At 39.9% G+C, this 20,776-nt stretch carries 18 protein-coding genes; 8 read left to right on the top strand and 10 right to left on the bottom strand.

Annotated elements, in window-relative coordinates; all coding sequences use genetic code 11:
* Positions 1 to 87: 87 nt before the first annotated feature.
* Positions 88 to 456, bottom strand: coding sequence for a MerR family DNA-binding protein (locus AACH28_RS05800; protein ID WP_075992126.1), 369 nt, complete (start codon positions 454 to 456; stop codon positions 88 to 90).
* Positions 457 to 579: 123 nt separating this feature from the next.
* Here AACH28_RS05800 and AACH28_RS05805 point away from each other — a divergent pair, with 123 nt between their 5' ends.
* On the top strand, positions 580 to 1,467 hold the full coding sequence (locus AACH28_RS05805) for an alpha/beta hydrolase (RefSeq protein ID WP_341832495.1): 888 nt from the start codon (positions 580 to 582) through the stop codon (positions 1,465 to 1,467).
* Positions 1,468 to 1,572: 105 nt separating this feature from the next.
* Here AACH28_RS05805 and AACH28_RS05810 read toward each other — a convergent pair whose 3' ends face one another.
* The 4 genes from AACH28_RS05810 to AACH28_RS05825 form a co-directional block, all read right to left on the bottom strand.
* Complete coding sequence (locus tag AACH28_RS05810; protein WP_341832496.1) at positions 1,573 to 4,263, bottom strand: hypothetical protein; 2,691 nt, start codon at positions 4,261 to 4,263, stop codon at positions 1,573 to 1,575.
* The gene (locus AACH28_RS05815) at positions 4,244 to 5,020 is read right to left on the bottom strand and encodes a GLPGLI family protein (RefSeq protein WP_341832497.1); all 777 of its coding nucleotides are present in this window, start codon (positions 5,018 to 5,020) and stop codon (positions 4,244 to 4,246) included. Before AACH28_RS05815 ends, AACH28_RS05810 begins: the two co-directional genes overlap by 20 nt.
* A gap of 67 nt (positions 5,021 to 5,087) precedes the next feature.
* On the bottom strand, positions 5,088 to 5,402 hold the full coding sequence (locus AACH28_RS05820; protein WP_147420919.1) for a hypothetical protein: 315 nt from the start codon (positions 5,400 to 5,402) through the stop codon (positions 5,088 to 5,090).
* 1,088 nt (positions 5,403 to 6,490) lie between these two features.
* Positions 6,491 to 7,423, bottom strand: coding sequence for an SPFH domain-containing protein (locus AACH28_RS05825; RefSeq protein ID WP_341832498.1), 933 nt, complete (start codon positions 7,421 to 7,423; stop codon positions 6,491 to 6,493).
* A gap of 285 nt (positions 7,424 to 7,708) precedes the next feature.
* Between AACH28_RS05825 and AACH28_RS05830 the strand changes: the two genes are divergently transcribed.
* Together AACH28_RS05830 and AACH28_RS05835 are read left to right on the top strand one after the other, a co-directional pair.
* Positions 7,709 to 8,860: a PAS domain-containing sensor histidine kinase gene (locus AACH28_RS05830; RefSeq protein ID WP_341832499.1), complete on the top strand. Its 1,152-nt coding sequence runs from the start codon at positions 7,709 to 7,711 to the stop codon at positions 8,858 to 8,860.
* A 69-nt stretch (positions 8,861 to 8,929) separates the two neighbouring features.
* Complete coding sequence (locus AACH28_RS05835; protein WP_286736520.1) at positions 8,930 to 9,823, top strand: IS1595 family transposase; 894 nt, start codon at positions 8,930 to 8,932, stop codon at positions 9,821 to 9,823.
* A 71-nt stretch (positions 9,824 to 9,894) separates the two neighbouring features.
* On the opposite strand, the gene AACH28_RS05840 is transcribed toward AACH28_RS05835, so the two are convergent.
* Together AACH28_RS05840 and AACH28_RS05845 are read right to left on the bottom strand one after the other, a co-directional pair.
* On the bottom strand, positions 9,895 to 10,695 hold the full coding sequence (locus tag AACH28_RS05840) for an inorganic diphosphatase (RefSeq protein ID WP_341832500.1): 801 nt from the start codon (positions 10,693 to 10,695) through the stop codon (positions 9,895 to 9,897).
* Positions 10,696 to 10,809: 114 nt separating this feature from the next.
* Complete coding sequence (locus tag AACH28_RS05845) at positions 10,810 to 11,265, bottom strand: hypothetical protein (protein ID WP_341832501.1); 456 nt, start codon at positions 11,263 to 11,265, stop codon at positions 10,810 to 10,812.
* Between the two features lie 269 nt (positions 11,266 to 11,534).
* Between AACH28_RS05845 and AACH28_RS05850 the strand changes: the two genes are divergently transcribed.
* From AACH28_RS05850 to AACH28_RS05865, 4 genes are all read left to right on the top strand, one after another.
* Positions 11,535 to 12,032 (top strand): DinB family protein, encoded by a 498-nt coding sequence (locus tag AACH28_RS05850; protein ID WP_341832502.1) that lies wholly within the window; start codon positions 11,535 to 11,537, stop codon positions 12,030 to 12,032.
* An 88-nt stretch (positions 12,033 to 12,120) separates the two neighbouring features.
* Entirely contained in the window at positions 12,121 to 12,717 is a 597-nt protein-coding gene (locus tag AACH28_RS05855) for a DUF4142 domain-containing protein (protein ID WP_046675942.1), read from the top strand.
* A gap of 233 nt (positions 12,718 to 12,950) precedes the next feature.
* Positions 12,951 to 13,820 (top strand): alpha/beta hydrolase, encoded by an 870-nt coding sequence (locus tag AACH28_RS05860; protein ID WP_341832503.1) that lies wholly within the window; start codon positions 12,951 to 12,953, stop codon positions 13,818 to 13,820.
* A 225-nt stretch (positions 13,821 to 14,045) separates the two neighbouring features.
* Positions 14,046 to 14,645, top strand: a complete 600-nt coding sequence (locus AACH28_RS05865; protein ID WP_341832504.1) for a DNA-3-methyladenine glycosylase — start codon at positions 14,046 to 14,048, stop codon at positions 14,643 to 14,645.
* Between the two features lie 17 nt (positions 14,646 to 14,662).
* Here AACH28_RS05865 and AACH28_RS05870 read toward each other — a convergent pair whose 3' ends face one another.
* Positions 14,663 to 15,118 carry a hypothetical protein gene (locus AACH28_RS05870; RefSeq protein ID WP_115048137.1) on the bottom strand — a complete coding sequence of 152 codons (456 nt, stop codon included), beginning with the start codon at positions 15,116 to 15,118 and terminating at the stop codon, positions 14,663 to 14,665.
* A gap of 495 nt (positions 15,119 to 15,613) precedes the next feature.
* Between AACH28_RS05870 and AACH28_RS05875 the strand changes: the two genes are divergently transcribed.
* Complete coding sequence (locus tag AACH28_RS05875) at positions 15,614 to 18,286, top strand: DEAD/DEAH box helicase family protein (RefSeq protein ID WP_341832505.1); 2,673 nt, start codon at positions 15,614 to 15,616, stop codon at positions 18,284 to 18,286.
* A 94-nt stretch (positions 18,287 to 18,380) separates the two neighbouring features.
* Here AACH28_RS05875 and AACH28_RS05880 read toward each other — a convergent pair whose 3' ends face one another.
* Together AACH28_RS05880 and AACH28_RS05885 are read right to left on the bottom strand one after the other, a co-directional pair.
* Positions 18,381 to 18,953 (bottom strand): glutathione peroxidase, encoded by a 573-nt coding sequence (locus tag AACH28_RS05880; RefSeq protein WP_286754494.1) that lies wholly within the window; start codon positions 18,951 to 18,953, stop codon positions 18,381 to 18,383.
* A 342-nt stretch (positions 18,954 to 19,295) separates the two neighbouring features.
* Positions 19,296 to 20,585, bottom strand: coding sequence for a glycoside hydrolase family 71/99-like protein (locus tag AACH28_RS05885; protein ID WP_341832506.1), 1,290 nt, complete (start codon positions 20,583 to 20,585; stop codon positions 19,296 to 19,298).
* Positions 20,586 to 20,776 lie beyond the last annotated feature (191 nt).

Below are 20,776 nucleotides of genomic sequence, written 5' to 3' on the forward strand. Positions count from 1 at the left end.
ATACGGTTGACAATCCAATAGCAATTTTGTATTCTTTCATCTTTTTCATTTCAATGAGCTAGAAGTAGGTAAAGCCGGAAACATAGGTTATCGACTTAAACCATTTTGGATATTGCTTTTACATTGTTCGATTTGCTTTTTCATTACTTTAAGTTCCCTTATCTTAGCATCTATCTGTTCCAATTTAAGATCGAGCACTTCCATTTTACTTGTCTGAGTTAGCTCTTTTTGATACCATGCATCAATAACCTGCTTAATTTCAGCTAACGTAAAACCTACAGCTTTTGCCATCTTTATGAACCTCAGTTTTTCGGTTACTTCATCATCGTAATAAACGTAGTTATTGGAAGTTATATCCTTTTTTGTCTTGCCAGAAATGAGTCCACTCTTTTCATAAAAACGTATAGTTCCAATAGGAATGTTCGCTTCCCTCGCTAGTTGACTAATTAATTTCACTTGATAATCAATAGTTTAAAAAAATATCACAAGTATAAAGTATACTTCATACTTGTTGGTTGTAAAAATACAGTTTAAATTTGTCTATAGAAAATCAATGGTCGCTATAAATATCTTTTTATCATGAAAACAGCATATTCCGACAAAGAACTTATTAAACTTGTACCCGGCTTCACAAGCAATTTTATCGTAATAAATGACATTTCAATCCATTATGTTCACGGAGGCAAAGGAGACCCCATAATTCTTATTCCGGGTTATCCAGAAACATGGTGGGCGTATCATCATGTAATGCCTATATTAGCAGAAAGCAACCAAGTATTTGTAGTTGAAATTAGAGGAATGGGTAGCTCGGATAAACCGGAAAATGGTTACGACAAAAAGAACATCGCCAAGGATATCTACAAATTAGTAAAGCATTTAGACTTGGACAGCGTTTTTATTGCAGGTCACGATATCGGTGCACATGTTGCTTTTAGTTTTGCTTGTAATTATCCTCAAGCAACTAGCAAATTGATACTGCTGGATACACCACATCCAGACCCAAGCATGTATCAGCTTCCTATGTTACCTGTTTTGGGGGGAACTTATCTATATCCATGGTGGCTAGCTTTTAATCAAGTAAAAGAATTACCAGAAAGGTTACTTGAGGGACGCATGTCAATCGTCATCTCTTGGTTATTTGACAACCTGCTGATTAATAAAGATAGCATAAGCCAATTTGATAAATCTGTTTATAGTGAAGCTTATGATAATAAAGATGCTATTCGTTGTTCCAATGCATGGTATCAAGCCTTTCCACAGGATATTAAAGATTACGCGAGCTACAGTAAATTAGAAATGCCAGTCCTGGCGATTGGTGCAAGTGGCTATGACCTACTGCTTCATTCATTACCGGAAATCACCCGTAATCTAACACTTAAAAAAATTGAAAACTGTGGCCATTTTATTCTTGCGGAAAAACCTATTGAAACCGCCGAATTGATCAAAGCGTTTTTATTGACAATCTAATTTCGGATGAAATCAACTTGTAATAAAAAGCAACGGTTGCAGGCCTATCCTGAAAGAATTTTTCATCTTCGAGGATATGTTCTGTCCTGGTTTCAAGATAAAAACTTAAAAGCTATAATCTACCCCAAAACTGATATAACCCGGCAAAAGTTTATATTCGGTGCTGGTATTATAAAGGTCTGTCAATTCAGCATTTCTGAAAAAGCGAGTATTAAAAATATTTTTTGCTGTCATGGTAAATCTTGTCCTATGTTGCCGCAATTCATAAGATAGGGAGAAATCCGAAAAATAATAGGTCTTGGAATCCTGCCCAAGGAAACTGCCAAAGCGATAGGATTCATTCTTTAGATTACACTGTATATTTTTTCCCATATTCAAAAATACATTCAGAAATCCGCGGCTATTATTGAGTGTAGTTTTGCTATCTGAGCGATAAGTAACCGACTGCAGGGCATAACCTGTGTAAATATTCAACCTGGATTTCCATGCACTTCTAAACGATAGTCCATAATCATATGTCTCTGTATGAATTTGACGATTGCCCAGGCCCACCACCAATGTTTCGTAATCTGCCGTGTTTGCACCTAAATCCAGACGGAAATTTCCACCTACAACTTTCAGGTAATAATTGAGATCTGCCTTGTAATTGCTGCTCTTTTTGTTTTTAAGCAATACTTGTTGCACAAGGCTAAAATTGGGGTCTAAACTGCTTTCTGTACCCACATAATCAAACAAAATCTGATGTCCGGCCGAAAGGTTCGCAAAAAAACGATCTGTCATACTGCCATAGGTGTACATCAGCGTGCCACCGGAACTACTTAAGGTCGCTAGATTATCCGTTCCTCGAATAAAGTTTCGAACCCCTGTCGTATAATAATGGGGAATTAGCTCGGTGAGTGAGGTATTCTGTTGCTGAAAATAGAGATCTGTTTCCAGTCGCCCTTTTGGGTGGATAACCCATTTCCCCGATAGTCCTGGAGAAAGCAACAGGTTATTTTTATGTTTGGGTTTCCCAAAATCTGTCAACCTATTCTGTACAAGACCTGCCTGCAAGCGGGGTGTCAATTCCCATTTATTTCGTTTAATGGTATACTTGGAAATAAGGTTCGTCTGAAACACGTTTAAGTCCATCGCATTGGAAAATCCCAAAGGAGATACTGCTGTCCCACCCAACTCGTCTGGATTTGATAACAACTTCAATTCGGTGTTGAGCTGTTGCTGCTGGTAGGCCATATTGAAGGCCAACTCAAAAAAATCACCATTTTTCTTTCGGCTTACATAGTGTGTAGTAGCCCCCAGATACTGCAGATTATTCTCGATATGTTGTTTTACCGCATGGATATCTTTACCTCCAAACAAGTCTTCATAATAGTATTGATTGATACTGTAGTCCGATGGCGACTGCTGCTTTATCCAACGTAGTGAGCTGACCAGTACATCCCGCTCCGAAAATTTGTAGCTATAACTCAGACTATGGTTGGTCAAATATCCTTTACTTTTGGTCAGTTCCTCACTTTGAACACCATTAAACAGTAATGCACCCAAATCATTTTTTCTCAGAGAACCTAGTGTACCTGAATAGCTCAACAGTGTACGCTTATTGGGCTCCAACTGCAGTTCCAGTTTCGTGAAGTAGTTATCGATGTTTCTGGTAAACTGATAATCTTCGGTATTGGTAAATTGAATATCCTCCAAATGATAGTTCTGCACGGTATTTCGATAAAATGATTTTTTAGTAGGATTTGCAAAACCCAGCCATTTGATCTTTAACTGTGGAGTCGGATTTAAAATGGTATTCAAGGACAACAGCTTATCGTTATTGAAATTCGTTCTTCTATAATCAAAACTGGGCAAATTTGGCGTATTATCTATCAAAGTAGGTGTTGTTATTCCGACACCAATCTGACCTGGTTCATCAGGAGAACCAGACTGGATCAGGTGGTTAATACTGCTTACGGCATCGACTCCATTATTGTTAGCAGCACCTAATAGGTAATATTTGTTCTTTTTTCCAAAATTCATCAAGTTCGCATTGGCCTGATAATATTTTGGACCTATGGGAACCACCTGCGCATCCACCGAGCCAAGCCACTGTGCCCTGCTTTCCTCCTTAAGTTGCAGATTTAGTGCAATTTTGTCCGAATTTTCGATACCTTTCAGCTGTTTATTATTAGAATACCGCTGCAATATCTGAATTTTTTCCAAGGGACGAACGGACATACTTTGTGTCAGCAGGCGATAGCCCTTTTCAAAAAAATCGTCCCCTTCCACCATCACTTTTTCTACTTCTTTATTGCCTATTTTGATACTCCCATCGGTCCCCACCTGAATGCCGGGAATCTTTCGAAGAAGATCCTCTACCGTACGCTCGTCACCCTGCAAAAAGGATTTCACAGCAAGCTCAATGGTATCTCTGCCCCGGCGGTAGGGGCCTTTGGAATGGACAATCACTTCCTGCAATTGCTCCACCCCTCCAGCTGACAACTGTACATCAATTAGCGTGTCGGCCTGCGTAGGTGTAATCGAAAGGGAAACTGGCTTAAAGCTAAGCGCCTTGAATAGCAACGTAAATGGTCCACTTTGGGCCGTTTGCACATGATATTTGCCTTGGCCGTCGCTAAACGTATAAGCCAACATTTTGTTATCGCCATCACGCCGTAAATCAATACGTACCCCTCCTAACGCTTTTCCCTCAGTACTAACGCTTCCATGGATAGCAACCTGTCCATGTACGACCATAAACAACAGACAAAAGCTGAATAAGGCCGCTATCCGCTTATTGATGTTCCCATTCATACACTTGCTCTACACTGCCTCTAACTTTTTGCTTATCAACGCTTACACCTTCCATCATTGGCATTTTGCTGTACATAATACGCATTTGTTCTTCATTGATTTGGTCGTCTTTCTTGACAAATTCTTCCAGGCTCAATTTGGGTAAAGACTGGATATATTTATCATTTACGGGAATATTTCCCCCATAGGGATAATTCACCTCCTTCAGGTACCAATAGTTCGGATTGGCACTTTCGTTATACAGCATCACAATAAGGCCCGGCAAGCCACCAAATTTCGATGGTCCCACAGGTACGGGAATATCATTGGTATAATAAGCGACCAAAGTAGTTCCACGATAAGAGGCCGTTGCTTTGTGGCATACATGTTTGCCTAACGTATCCACATCGGTGTAATCGGTATTCCAGACCAATGCCGGAAATTTGTCCGTCACCAAATAGTTAACACCTTGAATGGAACGGGTTTCTAGCTGTTGGTCAGCCTTATTTTGATGGATCACGACCCTGTTATACCTCTTGCCAGATCCGATTGTTATCGAAAATGAGGAAGCTACTTCATCATCGCCATCTTTGTTGAGCTCCTGCTTGCGTATTGGCATCGAATCACGAACTGCAATCTTCACTGTTCCATCATAATAGACATCTTCTTTAAAAGTAGCCATGGCTGATGGGATGTATTCATATATCGCATGAAGCCGCTGTGCAAAAGATAATCTGGAAAGGAATAGAAATAAAAAGAATATATAATATTTACGCATGATAATTTAGTTTAGAAAGACGGGGTCAAAGCCCCGCTTTTGTTTTTGTGTAAGAATGAATAAAAGTTTAGTTGTTTGCAACCCAGTCATGCATTGCTGCAAAGAAATTAGCACAGCCGCCAGCTGAAGAAGCATAATCTGTGTAGACAGCGCTGCCTAATAAAACACCATCACAGCTATAAATACTTACTTTAAAATTACAGCGTACGAATGCCGCATTCGTTTCCGTGGTTGCCTCGGTAACCCTAACCGTATTGTTGGCCAGGCGCTGGGAAGTTGTTTTCACAGATGCATTTCCGTTGACTGTTGTTGCGGCTGTCTTGGCCGAAGCAACAGATGATAGCATCACCATTGCTACCAAACTCATCATTAATCTTTTCATTGTCTTTAAATTTACTTGTTAAACCATGGTATGTTTTGAAGACATACCCTTGTATATGGCAGTAAAAATAAAGACACATTTAATTATTTAAATGATGATTAAATATCTGTAAATGGTCACTTAGAATTCGTAGCTTATTAGTTACTATTCGCAATGGGCTTATCACTGAATAACTCGAATTATGGAGCAAATCGTTTTGAGGTAACGAAGTAAAAAGCTCTCCTAAATACCTGTTGAGGGAAGCTAAATAAAATTTTCTCGATAATAACCAATGCTTGGAGCATCTGTCGTTATAATATTCTCATTTTGGTCAAAAGCATATAGCGAGGAATTCCTGTCACTAAAATACTTGCCTTAAGGCAAGTATTTTAGGCCTTTTATGCTTTAGTTTTATAAGATATATGCTTTTTAATCATGCAGAATCTATTTATAGCTATTACAATAAGTTGTTTTGTATTATTTTGGTTCGCTGTACGCCACAAACTTTCTACGCGAGTTTATATCATTTGGTCGCTCTTCATATCATTTGCCGCTGTTGCAGGGTTCTTTATACAATTTCCCCTATCTTTCGCCTTAACGCTATTGGGTACAGTTATAACAATCGTCTGTTGTTCGATACTATTGGTTAATACAAAAATAAATATGTATTTGCTTTTGGCGATCCATATCTCGCGTATTCCTGTAGAATTTATTCTCTATGCTTTATTCAAAGCTAAAATGCTGCCGCGAGAAATGACTTTTATTGGCTGCAATTATGATATAGTTTTCGGAATTACTGCCTTAATATTTTTGATAACGGGCATATTCTTTCGTAAAATTTTCAATTTCCAGATTTTCAGATTATGGAACATATTCGGTATTTGCTCAGTTCTCATTGTTGTTCTTCTAGGAATACTGTCATCCCCAATTCCTATACAATTGATCGCTTATGATCAGCCAAATATTGCTATGTTACAATTTCCATATGCTTTATTGCCCAACCTGGTGGTACCCTTGGTAATCTTATCCCATATCCTGCTTTTGAGGAATTCAGTTACATCAACATTTAGATAATACGTCTATGGAAGAGCTTCTTTGGATTTCTATCCCTAAAGACCGCCATCTTTAGGAAGATCAGGCAATTGCGCACTATTATGTCCATCAATCTTCTGTGCCGCGGCCATTGAAACTACCAAATCATTCAGCATAGTGCTTGCTGCAGTTGGCGAATTTGGAAGCAAGACCAAATTGCTTCTGCTATTGGCGCCGATAGCATTCAGTGTATCATAATGTTGCGTAACCACGATTAACGCAGAGGCTTCCTGTGCATTGATATTTGCAGCATTCAGCATTTTTACAGATTCTTCCAGTCCCTTCGCAATCTCTCTTCGCTGATCTGCGATACCCTGTCCCTGTAGTTTTTTAGATTCTGCCTCAGCTTTTGCTACTGCAACAATTCGTATTCTCTGAGCCTCAGACTCATATTCTGCGGCTGTTTTTTCGCGTTCAGCAGCGTTGATTCTGTTCATGGCATGTTTGACCTGTTCATCAGGATCAATATCTGTCACTAATGCTTTAATAATATCGTAACCGTAGCTTTGCATCGCATCCTGCAATTCACTTTTTACGGCAATGGCAATATCATCTTTTCTTACGAAAACGTCATCTAATTTTGTTTTTGGAACTTCAGCACGCACAACATCAAAAACATACGATGTGATCTGATTTTCGGGATTCTCCAAACGATAATAAGCATCTTTTACGTTGTCTCTGATTACCTGGTACTGGACAGAAACTTTCATCTTAATGAAAACATTATCCAGTGTTTTGGTATCAATTATGACATCCAATTGCTTTATTCTAAGATTCAGACGTTTAGATATTTGATCCAAAAACGGAATTTTTAAATGCAAACCAGCATGACTTACTTTTAAAAATTTACCCAGCCTTTCTATCACAGCAGCAGATTCTTGTTTTACGGTATAAAATGAAGCAAATAATGTAATAAGTCCAAAAAAGACCAGAATTCCTAAATATAGCATAACCTTAAATTTAATATTGGTGATATACAAACTTACACGTTTACATTGTCATTCTTCTACTTCTTACATAATTTTTCGATAAAGTTCCGAAACTCGGTTATCCATCCTAAAGATAGCCCAACACTACATTTTACTGTGCTAGCCAAGGCTGTGTTCTTTGCAATCTTGGCATAAGCCCACGCGATGTCCTTGCAAAAGCTCACTTGCAAAACGAAGCCGCTGCTATTAAAATAGCTATCAAGGTTAATTGGCGTTTAATATTTACTCTGGTTGGATAATGACATAATGGATAAATTGAAATTCGGTTTTAATGCGTGTACGGATGCGGGCAATTGCTTCGGTAATATCCTCTGTATCAAGATCATCCTAAAAATCAATGATAAGCATCAATATAACGTCTTCAGGAGACTTGCAGTCATTGTTAACTCATCCTATGACGCGATTATCGGAAAAACACTAGAAGGTATCATAACCAGCTGGAACGACGCTGCGACGAATCTTTTTGGCTATTCAACCGCGGAAATGATTGGTCAGTCCATCCTAAAATTAATTCCACGAGATAGGCATTCTGAAGAAGATTATATCCTGGGGCGAATGCGCATGGGACATTCCATCAAGCATTTTGAAACTGTTCGGCAGACAAAATCAGGCAAATTGGTCGATTTGTCGCTGACGATATCCCCCATAAAAAACGATCTCGGCGAGATCATTGGTGTATCAAAAATTGCACGGGATATCAGCGAAAAAAAGCAGGAAGAGAAGCGAAAAAATACGTTTATATCCGTAGCAAGCCACGAACTCAAAACACCGCTCACCACAGTCTTGATGAGTGCGCAGATGATGCAACAGCATGCAACTATATTTGGTGAAAAAAGTGCCCAGATAGGAACTAAGATCGAATCCCAAGTAAGAAAAATGATGCTCATGATTGCGGATTTTCTAAGTATAACGGAGGTAGACGAAGGAAAATTGCAACTTCACCAAACCATTTTTCAGCTTGACAAATTAATGCGGGACTGTATTAATGATTTGGAAACGAATCGGCACAGCATTGAACTGCGTTGCGATCCCACCGTTCATATTTTAGCCGACTGGCCCAAAATGGATCAGGTTTTTGCCAACTTACTTAACAATGCCATAAAATACTCTCCCCACGGCGGAACGATTATTATTGGCACGCAGATAATAGGCGAAAAAGTACGTATATATGTTCAGGATGAAGGGATTGGAATCGAGTCCAAACATCAAAAAAATATTTTTAAATCATTCTATCGGGTAGATAACCTAAATACTTCTAACATATCTGGATTTGGCATCGGCCTATATTTGGTCGCAGAAATCCTGCGAAAACATGGTTCACAGATACACGTTCAAAGCGCCAAGGATAAGGGATCTATTTTCTATTTTGATTTTCCGTTCACCTACGCTTCAAACTAAATAAATCTATTGACCTATCCTTTTGCTAAATAATTTAGTTTTCTTATCTTTAGGTGATTAAATTTAGGTATGGTAGGCAATAAAGAAAAAGAGTTGAGTTTGTTCGATTTTCAGTCGCAATTTAGCAGTGATGCTGATTGTTTAGCTTATTTATCGGCTTTGAAATGGCAAGATGGTTACAAATGTAAGAAATGTGGTTACGGGAGTTTTTGCAAGGGAATAAAAGAGCATGACCGTCAGTGCAATCGCTGCCGTTATTTGGAATCTCCTACAGCAGGCACCCTATTCCATAAGGTTAAGTTTCCTTTAGTTAAAGCCTTTTACGCAGTATACTTCATAAGTACAAACAAAAAGGGTATTGCCAGTACCGAGCTTGGCAGGAAGTTAGGGATCAAGCAAAAAGTAGCATGGTTATTCAAACGCAAAGTGATGAAAGCGATGGAGAGCAGCGGTAAATTTCCTTTGCGTGGAGTTGTGGAAGTTGACGAAACATTTGTTGGCGGTCAGGATGAAAATTCCAAAGGACGTAAAAAAGGAAAAAAGAAGCTTGTGGTGGTTGCTATAGAAAAGAAAGGCAACGGAGTTTCGCGCTTTTACGCCAAGGTGATAGACAAAGCCGATGCGATCAACTTAGGTAGCTTCATGAAGCAAAACATAGAGCCACAGGCTAAGGTGACCACCGACAAATGGACAGGTTATAAGCCGATATTGAAAGATTTCGAAAATATGGAGCGTGTCAAATCTGGTAAGAAAGGTGAGAACTTCCCAGAACTACACAGGGTTATCATGACCTTTAAAAGCTGGTTGAGAGGAATGTACCATCACGTTGGAGATCTACAGGAATATATTAATGAATATACCTATCGATTCAACAGAAGTTTTATGAAAGGGAATATTTTTGACAACCTAGTATATCGGATGATCTGCCATAAACCAGAACAATATAATATGATTATTGCTTAAAGGAATAGGTCAATAAATCTATAATCCTACTAGGTCTACATTCCAGCAGATCTACAGTATTAATATACCGACTAGAGCAGCCCGACCTCACTTTGTCTAATAACTAACTCTTTCTGGGCAAATTGTAATTCAAGTTTTTTCTTGAATTGTTTCCAGTAGGCATGGTCGATTTCAGCAACCATGATTTCATAAACCACATTCTCGTCTTTAATTGGCTGTTTTTTAGGATCGATCCATATACCAATGGCAGGGGCACGCGTATAAGCTGTTATCCCGCCAAAGTCTTTAATGAGCTGCTTACTAATATCCTGAAATAGTTGAGCGGAGAAGGGTGTTCCCGACGCATCGTAGAGTGGAAGAAAAAGTTCAATTTTTTTGATGGGCTGACTGTTACTTTTTGCTTTTTCTATTGCCTTACATGCATCTTTAGCACTTAGAATTTTCAAAGGCTGGAAATTTTTGCCTTCCTGTTTATTATAATTTATGAAGAACTGTTGCAGTTCATCGAGCACGGTTTCAGGCAATTGGGCGACACGATGAATGTGACCAAAGACGGCTGAAGCCTCTGGCACAACCAAAAACCGGTCATTTTCTACAGTGTCGCCATCTTTATTTTGCTGTATCGCCTTTATTGCACCAATTATTCTGCATTTCAATATACAGCCAGGAAACGTCCCTTGTTCCGAAATAACGATAATATCCAAAGGGTCACCATCCTCTCCTACCGTGCCCGGGATAAAACCGAAATCATAGGGAAAAACTGAGCCCAAAGGAAGGTATTTTGCTAGAACAAATCCGCCACATTTTGGCTCATAGTTGTATTTAGCATTTGAATTTTTGTGTGTTTCAACCGTGCAGAATATGTATTTCATCGTCATTTCTAAAATGGGTTTCGGCTCAATATCGACTTATTAAAACTAATGAGTTTTATAGTGAACAGTAGCATCTACAATTTCGTTTACGATTTTATAACAAATTTAAAGCGTCTAGGTCTTTACACCTTTTGCCTTTTTGATAGATTGCTCTATCCTTCCCAAACGCTTTCTCCAGGCCATGACTTGCAGTTCTTGATATCTTGGAAGGCCATCCTCCTGCATTAATCCCAGTACTTTGGCCAAACGCTGACTTAAGTCCGCTGACCCACCGTTCAGCTTCTTCCATTTGCGCTGATCTTTCAACAGATCATTTTCATAGGCAGCGAGCGCCTTCTTTATGGTACTTAGCTCTTTCTTGTACATTTTCTGCCTATGATATACAATCATGAGCCGATTATATGCAGCGGTATACAGCTTATCCTGTGCGATAACTGTATGATAGTTTTTGACAGCATCCTCCAATTTGCCTTCGGATTCTAACAATTTAGCCTGTTTCATTAATTCGTTGATAGACAGACGTGCTGTGGATCTTTGATCAGCCATTTCAATACGATTGTTCGAGACCATAAAACGCGGGTATGAGCCCGGATCATAAAGCGATTGCCTTTCCTAGGGAATCTCGATAGAAGGACAAGATTCAGCAAATTATAGTTTGTCTACTGATTACATCCTCCATAGAACCTTTTCACTCCGCAACTATTCCAGCGTTGCTAGCTGGAATTCTTCAGTACGATGTTAGCATTTTAAACGAATACACAATTGGTTAAAACTAATTCCTGTATAGTTCGGTTTACTTTCTAAAATCTCAAACTTAATCATTTTAAAACTAAGTCATTATGAGCACTATTCTGATAAAAGATATCATTCAGCAATTAAAGGATGTGGAGCGCGCCGATCTATGGATCGATGAAAATTTTGAAAAAAAATTAGCTACGGTGAGCGAATCATCTGTTTATGAGCGTCCTATCCCAGAAATGCACAGTGTAGCGGAACTGATGTCGCATCTCATTGAATGGCGTAAGCAGGTTCTAAGCCGTTTGAAGGGAAATCCACGGGGACTCGAAATGAACGAAGCTAGGAATTGGCGAACGAATGACGAACTGAAGACAACAGGCTGGAAAAAGCTGTTGGAAGATTTCTGGGATAGTCAGCGACACGTTATTCACTTTCTCAACGGCAAAGACGATTCCTTCCTCGAACAACCCTATAAACATGCGAATCCTGATTTCCCGCATAACCTCAAATACCTCCTGACAGGCCTTATCCATCACTATTTTTACCACCTGGGTCAACTGGGTATCACTATTAAATTTTTGAAGCTAAAAAACACGTGAATGTAATATGAGATAGTTGCGTTGGTCATTTTTTTGAAACGATACTGTTTTGACCACTGTTTATCTAGAAATCAAAACTCATAAGATCATGAAAAGAATATTTTTGACCTTAGCAATTGCATTTTCTATTGTTGCTGTCCAAAGTTGCGGCAATGCAAATAACGACAGCAAAAAAACAGCAGACAGTATCAACGAAACAAAAGCACCAGAAAACATAGACGATAATAATACGGCAACGACGCCTGTTGCTGTCAGTGAAGACGATGCAAAATTCGTTACTGAAGCAGCGAACGGTGGCATGGCTGAGGTAGAACTTGGAAAACTGGCAAAGGAAAAAGGCCAGCATCTTGATGTAAAAGCCTTCGGCGAAATGATGGTTAAAGATCATTCCAAAGCAAATGATGAACTTGCAACACTTGCACAAGCAAAAAATATCACGCTACCAGCCACCTTGGGTACAGATGAGCAAAATTTGAAGGATGAATTGTCCAAAAAATCGCCCGGAGACTTCGATAAATCGTATATCGAAGATATGGTTAAAGACCATGAAAAGGATATCAAGCTGTTTGAGGACGCTAGTAAAAATCTTAAAGATACCGAGCTGAAAGCGTTTGTAGATAAAACTCTACCAACACTTAGAAACCACTTAGATCATGCTAAAAGTGTAAAAGATAAGTTGAAATAATAGCAAAACACAGGGGCTGGTATAGGATATTGGTCCCTGTCTTTTTTAATTACACCTCAACTGCCCCAGCGATACGAAATCCTCTCCTCGGGTATTATCGCGCTCCGATCTTCTTTTAACGAACTGTCTGCTTGCGTTTCTGACGCAATCGCCCCTATATTTGTCGTATTTCCACAGGATCTTCCTGGGAAATCGTAATGATATTTGTCATGTACATTTTAAATAAATTCGTTATGAACACACGTATCACAACCAATACTATTTTTAAATCATTACTTTATATCATTATGATGATTACTGTTATGCAATCTTATGCCCAAATTAAACCCTCGGCTCAAGGTTTAGTACACCTCAAGGACAGCAAGGTATATTATGAAGTTTATGGTACTGGAAAACCGATTGTATTATTACACGGCGCTTTTATGACCATCAGCACAAACTGGAGTCAGCTCATACCCGAACTGTCAAAAAACAGGAAAGTCATCGCCATTGAGTTGCAGGGCCATGGCCATTCACCCTATTCTGATAGAAAATTTGACCACGCCATACTTGCAGCTGATGTTGCCAAAGTGATGGATTATCTGAAAATTGAACATGCTGCAGTGCTTGGCTACAGCTTTGGAGGGGCAGTAGCCTACCAATTTGCCATTCAGTATCCGAAGCGCTTAGATGAATTAGTCATTATTTCTGCTACCTATAAAAGTAAGGGATGGATGCCGGAAATTAACAAAGCCTTCCAGAAAATGAAACCAGCACTATTTGAAAATAGTCCGATGCAGCAAGCCTATGAAGCCGTTGCTCCCGACAAAACAAAGTGGACAAAATTTTTAGAACAGATGATCTCTTTGGCACAGCAACCATTTGATCTGGGAGACGCAAATATTGCCAAAATATCTTCACCTGTACTCTTGATTGCTGGAGACAACGACGGTCTAGACGAGATCGAGCTGGTAAAAACATATCAATTATTGGGCGGTGCAGTAGTTGGTGACTTTGGACAAATGCCGAAATCCCAATTAGCTATTATCCCAGGACAAAGCCACGTCAGCCTGATAGGCCAAACTGGTAGCATTTTAGGTTATCTGAATAGTTTTTTAAAATAATCCACACAGCATACACTGTACTTATTGTTTGTCAAACTGTGCCGTCTTACCAATAACATCTGCTAAGGAAACACGAAAATTAAGATAAACAGGCTTTTCATCTGCTCCTGAATATAAGCCCTGAAATCATTTGATTGGCTAATGAATAGCGAATCAAATGATTTTCTCTATATTTAATCACCGTCATGCGACGAACATAATCGTTGACAGTTAGAAGGATAAAAAATGGTTAAACTACCTCAATCTTATTACACTAATACAAATACCATATTCCTGGCGGAAGATCTGTTAGGAAAAGTTCTCTATACGCAAAAAGATGGCCTGGTAACAGCGGGTAGAATTGTCGAGACCGAAGCTTACTTTGGCATTATGGATAAAGCATCCCATGCATTTAACGGAAAGAGAACATCGAGAACCGAGCCGATGTACAAGGAAGGTGGCGTCGCCTATGTATACCTCTGTTATGGTATTCACCATCTGTTGAATATTGTGACTTCTGGAGCAGACGATCCCCAATGCGTTCTAATTAGAGGGATTGAACCGTTGGTTGGCATTGACGTAATGGCATTGCGGAGACCTGTGCGGCCCGAAAAACCCTCTTTCTCCAACGGACCGGGATCTACGGCTAAAGCTTTGGGAATTGACGCCTCATTTAATGGCGTATTATTGACCGGTGATAGCATATGGATTGAAGATCAGGGAATAAAATACAGTTCAGCACAAATCGGAAAAGCAGCACGAATCGGTATCGCTTATGCTCAGGAGCAAGCAGTCCTACCCCTGCGTTTTTTTGTAAAGGACAGTAGATACGCCAGGAACGGATAACATAACAATGCGGTTTATTACTGAACTTTTGGGTCAGCCTGCTGTTTTTTGATTATTTTCCGGAACAAGATAAATTCTAAGATGGTGCTGGCTAGATAAATAACGGAGAACAGAAGCAGCATTTTTAACGGGTCAAGAACCATATGATATTTATAAAATCCAACCAAAATATAAATGATCAGTAAGATCAGGCAAACAGCCGGTATTCCCGAAAATGTCAAAAACGATAATCCTTTATTACGGCGAATTTTTTCGATATGATTTAGAAAAAATAGTAAGGAACATAAAATCACCGCGAAAAGATAAATTGTTGAAAAACCCAAATTGACAATAATATCCAGAATAACGATGATTGTCTCGAGAAATCCCGTAGCAGCCGTATCCGTCTCTGCGATAACAAGTCGGTACAGTACAAATAGCGCGACACTTATCAATACATTAACCAACCAAAATCTGAATATAATTTTTCCCATATTACTTCGTATTTTACAATTGCTGTTGCTGATTTCTTGGTTTTATGAATAATATAACCGAGATAACGTTTTGTTTATGCATTGACAACTCCTTCAAGTAAGCTTACAAAGATATCAAGTTATTTCCTGGGACTGATACACGAATATAAAGTCAATTTCGGCGAATAGTAATTATTATGCCATCCAATAAGCCTAACAGCAGACAAAACGGCGCCAAAATCCACCCTGCTTATTTTTAACTTTTAATTAACCACCTGCTGAAATTCAGGGCTTAAAAAGAGCCCATTTTTGGAGGCTGTACAGATCAAGCACAGATGAAGCACATGCTAAGCACAGATAAAGCACGGATATAGCACTGTTCGGGTACAAGAGGTGAGTCGCTTACATTCGAGGTCAATAGAGTTAATTTCACAAGCCTTTCCGGCAAATCGTATTTGCAACTAAATTGGTATATTGCGCTGCAATATGGTGTAAATTTTAAATTATCCGAATCTATTGACTGAGTACCCTAAAGCAATTAAATTCAAATATCCATGGCGTAAGTACCAATTACGGGTACTTGACGAATTACAGGAGCATCTTAAAGATGGTCATTTACATGTCGTGGCGCCTCCCGGCTCAGGTAAGACGGTCCTGGGGCTTGAAGTTGCTATACGCATCAATAAACCAACGCTAATTCTCGCACCGACACGTGCAATCCGTAACCAATGGATACAACGGTTTTGTGAACTTTTTCTTCAATCGGATACCGTGCCTGACTGGATCTCCAGGGATATCCGAAATCCTAAATTTATCACTGTAGCGACTTATCAGGGAATGCATGCTGCCTGCAGTGATCAAGATCCAAAGGGAGCAGATTCAAACCTTGACTTTATCCTAAAAGGATTGAAATCCCAAAAAATTGGTACAATTGTCGTCGACGAAGCACACCATCTTAAAAATGAGTGGTGGCATACATTAATTAATATCAAGAAAAAGCTGAACCCGACGATCGTTGGCCTAACAGCGACTCCCCCTTACGATGTCTCTCCAACAGAATGGCAGCGCTATATGGACCTCAACGGCCCCATAGATGCGGAAATTTCGGTCCCCGAACTTGTCATTGAAGGTGATCTATGTCCGCATCAGGATTATATCTATTTCACCAATCCCAGCGAAAGGGAAAGACAGTTTATTGCCGATTACAGGGATAGTATGCTTAAGCTATTTAAGGAATTAGGCACGGACGAAATCGTACTTCAGGGGATCCAAAATCATCCGATATGGCTAAACCCGATGGATGATCTCGACTGGGTCTATAATAACTTGAAATATTACTCGGCATGCTTAATTTTTCTCCATGCCAACCAAATCCCAATTCCCGAGCTCCATATGGAAATCATCGGTGGCAAAGATTTTAAAATACCTCACCTGGATTATGAATGGCTCGAAATTCTACTTGAATTTTACCTACATCAGGAAAAAGTGCATTTCAATGCATTTGCAGAACATCGAAGCGCGCTGGAAAATAAATTACAACGACACGGTGCCATGGAAAGAAAACAGGTAAACTTTTCCCAAAATAGCCGTGTCCGACAATATTTAACATCCAGTATCAGTAAAATGGACGCTATTACCGCGATTGTGGATTTTGAATATGAAAAATTGGGGAAAGACCTGCGGCTGGTCGTCCTCTCGGATTTCATCCGAAAAGAATTCTATGTAAACACCGACCACAATACGCTTGAATTGAACAAAATAGGTGTCATCCCTATTTTCGAAAAATTAAGACGGGAAAATAAGAATAATAAGAAAATCGCTGTGCTTACAGGATCCATGATCATTATTCCGGCCAGTGCTTACTCAGCATTTCAAACTACTGCTGCTAGATATGGTATATTTGACAGCTCTACGAGCCCTGTTCCTTTTGATGCAAATTACCTTTTAATAAACCAGACGGTGGGTCTTAAACACGATATTGTTCACATTGTCACACAGCTATTCCAGGTTGGAGAAATTGAAGTCCTACTGGGGACCAAATCATTGCTAGGTGAAGGCTGGGATACTCCGGCAATCAATGCGTTGATTTTAGCGAGTTTTGTCGGCTCATTTGTACTTTCCAATCAGATGCGCGGTCGGGCTATTAGAGCGCAACAGGGCAATAAGGATAAAACGGCAAATATCTGGCATTTGGTATGTGCTGACTCTACCTCGGCAACGGGTGGTGATGACCTTAAATTACTAAAACGACGGTTCAAAAGTTTTGTCGGCGTCTCGCTGCGACAAGAACCTGAAATTGAAAATGGTATAGGCCGTTTTGATCTACCTGAAAACATAAACAACGTTGGGGAAATTTCACGGAAAAATGCGGAAATGCTACTATTTGCCGCCAATCGGGTAAACCTCAGGCAGCGGTGGAATGATGCGCTTACCAAAGGAGTGAATCTCGTCGAGGAGATCAAGATACCTTTTGCGGAAGAACAAGATTATCAACGGGTAAAATCGTTGTATCTCAACAAAACAATTAGAAATGTACTGGCGACAGTGGGCGCTGCCTGGCTAAGTTTTGGACTTGACAACGTTCAAGGATTTTTTAGGGCATTAAAAAATATGCAAAGCCTAAAAGATTTTTATATTTACATCGCCAGCTTGAGTGCAGTAGGAATGCTGCTTTTCGGAAGAAATACGATCAAGTCACTCAGACTATATTTGAAATATCGCGATATTTCCAAAGATCTGAACCAAGTGAGTTCTGCGCTCTTAAATAGCTTGTTAAAAGCACATATCATACGGGCTGATCAAAACGAAGTGCGCGTGGAAACGCAAGTTGACCGCTCCGGTGCCGTTTATTGCCATTTAGAAGGGGGTACAACATTCGACAAATCCATATTTATCAATGCATTACAAGAGATTATTGCACCGATCAATAATCCGCGTTATGTGATTGTCAGGAAGAATAAATTTGCTTTTTTTGTCAAGCAGGAAGATTATCATGCTGTTCCGGAACTGCTGGCACGCAAAAAAGAATTCGCCGAATATTTTAGCAATCAGTGGGAAGCACATGTAGGGAATTGTGAATTAATTTTTACCCGAACAATTGCTGGTAGAAAATTGATCTTAAAAGCGCGGGTGAAATCATTGGCTGCGCAGCTGGATGAAAAAGTACTGCAGGTAAGCAAGTGGCGGTGAAGAAATAAGTTAAAAAAGAATTTCTCCCATTGTGCAGCCAGCCACTACCGCGGACTTTCAACTGTTTAAAGAAAGTTGAATGAACGCTGTCTAACTAATCGATCAACGCTACAATTGCTGGATCTTCGGGATCTGTTTTTGGAGGAAAATGCTTGATAAGCCTGCCGTTTTCATCGATCAGATATTTCTGAAAATTCCACAGGACAGCAGAACTTTCTACGCCGTTCAAGCTTCTATTTGTTAACCACTGATAAATAGGCGCTTGCCGCTTTCCTTTAACATCAATCTTTGCTGCCATCGGAAAAGTTACGCCGTAATTCCGTTGACAAAAAGCAGCTATTTCGGCATCTTTACCAGGTTCTTGGTCTAAAAAATCATTTGATGGAAAACCTACAATGACCAACTTATCACTAAATCTTTTATACAAGCGTTCGAGTCCCTCGTACTGTGGTGTAAATCCACATTTAGAAGCGGTGTTTACAACAAGTATCTTTTTACCTTTAAACTGCGCAAAATCGATGGACGAGCCATCCAACCCCTTCACTTTAAAATCATATAGCGTAGCTGACTTCAAGGCCATATCTACTTTAACATTACCATTGGTGAATAAATAATAGGCTACACCTGCGGCGACTACCGCCACGATGAATAAAATTATAAAGAGCATTTTTTTTATTTTTTTTTGAAACATGACAATCTATAGCTACACGAAACCACCCCAACATCGTCTGAATTTAGGTAGATGAATACCCTTGGACCTAGGACCAAGGATGGTACATGACAACCTTGCCGACCAACGCTGTACAAGACAAAACGTATGCTGCGAAGTTTTATAAACGGTAAGCGCAACGTTCATCATAGATTAAAGTTACTAAAGAAAGTCTGAATTGAAAATGAAAAGTGCTTTTCTGATCGGATAATAAAACGCTATAAAAAACCGAATCTTCATAACGAAGATTCGGCCGCACTATTAAACTATATAAACCAATTGTGTTCGTTAAAAGTTGACTTATTGTGGGGAGGTTGGTCTATTTGGGTTCAGCGGTATCTGTCCCTTTAGCATCTTTCCACCGTCCATTGTGATCCGGAGATAGTAATCCGAAGAACAAGCAGTCCCATCTTCATCCATGGATTTAATCCCCAGCCCAACCGGAACATCCTGTTGGGTTGCAGCAGTCTTCGCGATCTGATTGGATTCGTTGTACTCATCAAACATAGACACATACATACTCTTGACACCGAGCGAAGTCAGATTATAGAATTGTCGCCACATAAAATCACCATGTTTTCTTTGCCCCTCCTGCAGTGAGCCCGGCAATACACAGGGCTGATAGTCTATATTATTTAAATTACAAAACTGTAGATCAGCATTTTGGATATGCTGTGCATAATGATCCACGTCTGCAATGGTTCCGATACGTCCTACCATCCAAGGCGACAACATATCAAATGCTTTGTAAACGTCGATGTAGCCCTGCCTCGAATCTCCCCCTGCTTGTGCCAGCCTCCAATGTGTTGGCGTGCCGCCCATGACATAACAGCCTTGGTCGCGAAACCACTGGATCACATCCAGACAGACGGTCGCCGACCAGGGGTGGTTGTTGTCATTAAAACCAAATCCCCAAATACCGACCACAGGCTTGCCGTTCTGTTTGGCATAGGCTGGAGACTGGGTATATTGTTTCATTAGATTTAGCCAATCATTTTTTATCTCAGCCTGCATATTAACCCAGGCCGACACATCATACATGATATAAAATTTGACACCGTGTTGCTCGGCGGCAGTTTTAACTTTAGCCGTAATGGCGTTACGAATGGGACCTTCTATCCCTGTGGGATTAAATCGCTGCAATGCCGCCGTGTGGATACCATAATCTTTCATCCATTTAACCTGGACATTGACTGTCTGATCGTCAAATGAAGAAAACAAAGACGCAGGTGAACCATTGCCCAACGCCGGTAAATTGCTGTTGTATTTTTTTTGGTATTCACTGTTGTCGGGCCAAGAAGGAATATGGGAATTACCCTGGGACGGCGTCTGTTGCCAGGCCTCAGTCCAGTGCCACCAATGTGTTCCCATGGGAGAATTGTCGCCAGCGCAGGAAAACCAGCCCTGGTATCCCACAGTAATCTGGCCAACAACATCGCCTGTCGCGGAAACTGCATTATTGCCATTTGCCTTTTTGGCCTCCTCTTTCGGGAGCGGTTGTTCCATCATCTTTTCGCTCTTCGAACAGGACGCCAGCAAAGTTGCCAACAAGAAGACCATACATAATTTTGTTTGCTTTTTAATACTCATAATCAAGAGATTTTTTTTATAAATGGTTGAAACTGGTTTATACATATTGGTTTATTTCAATGCTGGTGCCCATACTGCTCCGCTGTTTTGAAAGGCCAAAAATTTATTGGGCTTATTCTCGAAATCAAAGTTATGAGGTACCATTAATGAACTATTAACAAGAAATTAATAGCTTCTATAAATCGGTATGA

It is taken from the genome of Sphingobacterium thalpophilum, assembly GCF_038396785.1.
Taxonomy (GTDB): domain Bacteria; phylum Bacteroidota; class Bacteroidia; order Sphingobacteriales; family Sphingobacteriaceae; genus Sphingobacterium; species Sphingobacterium thalpophilum_A.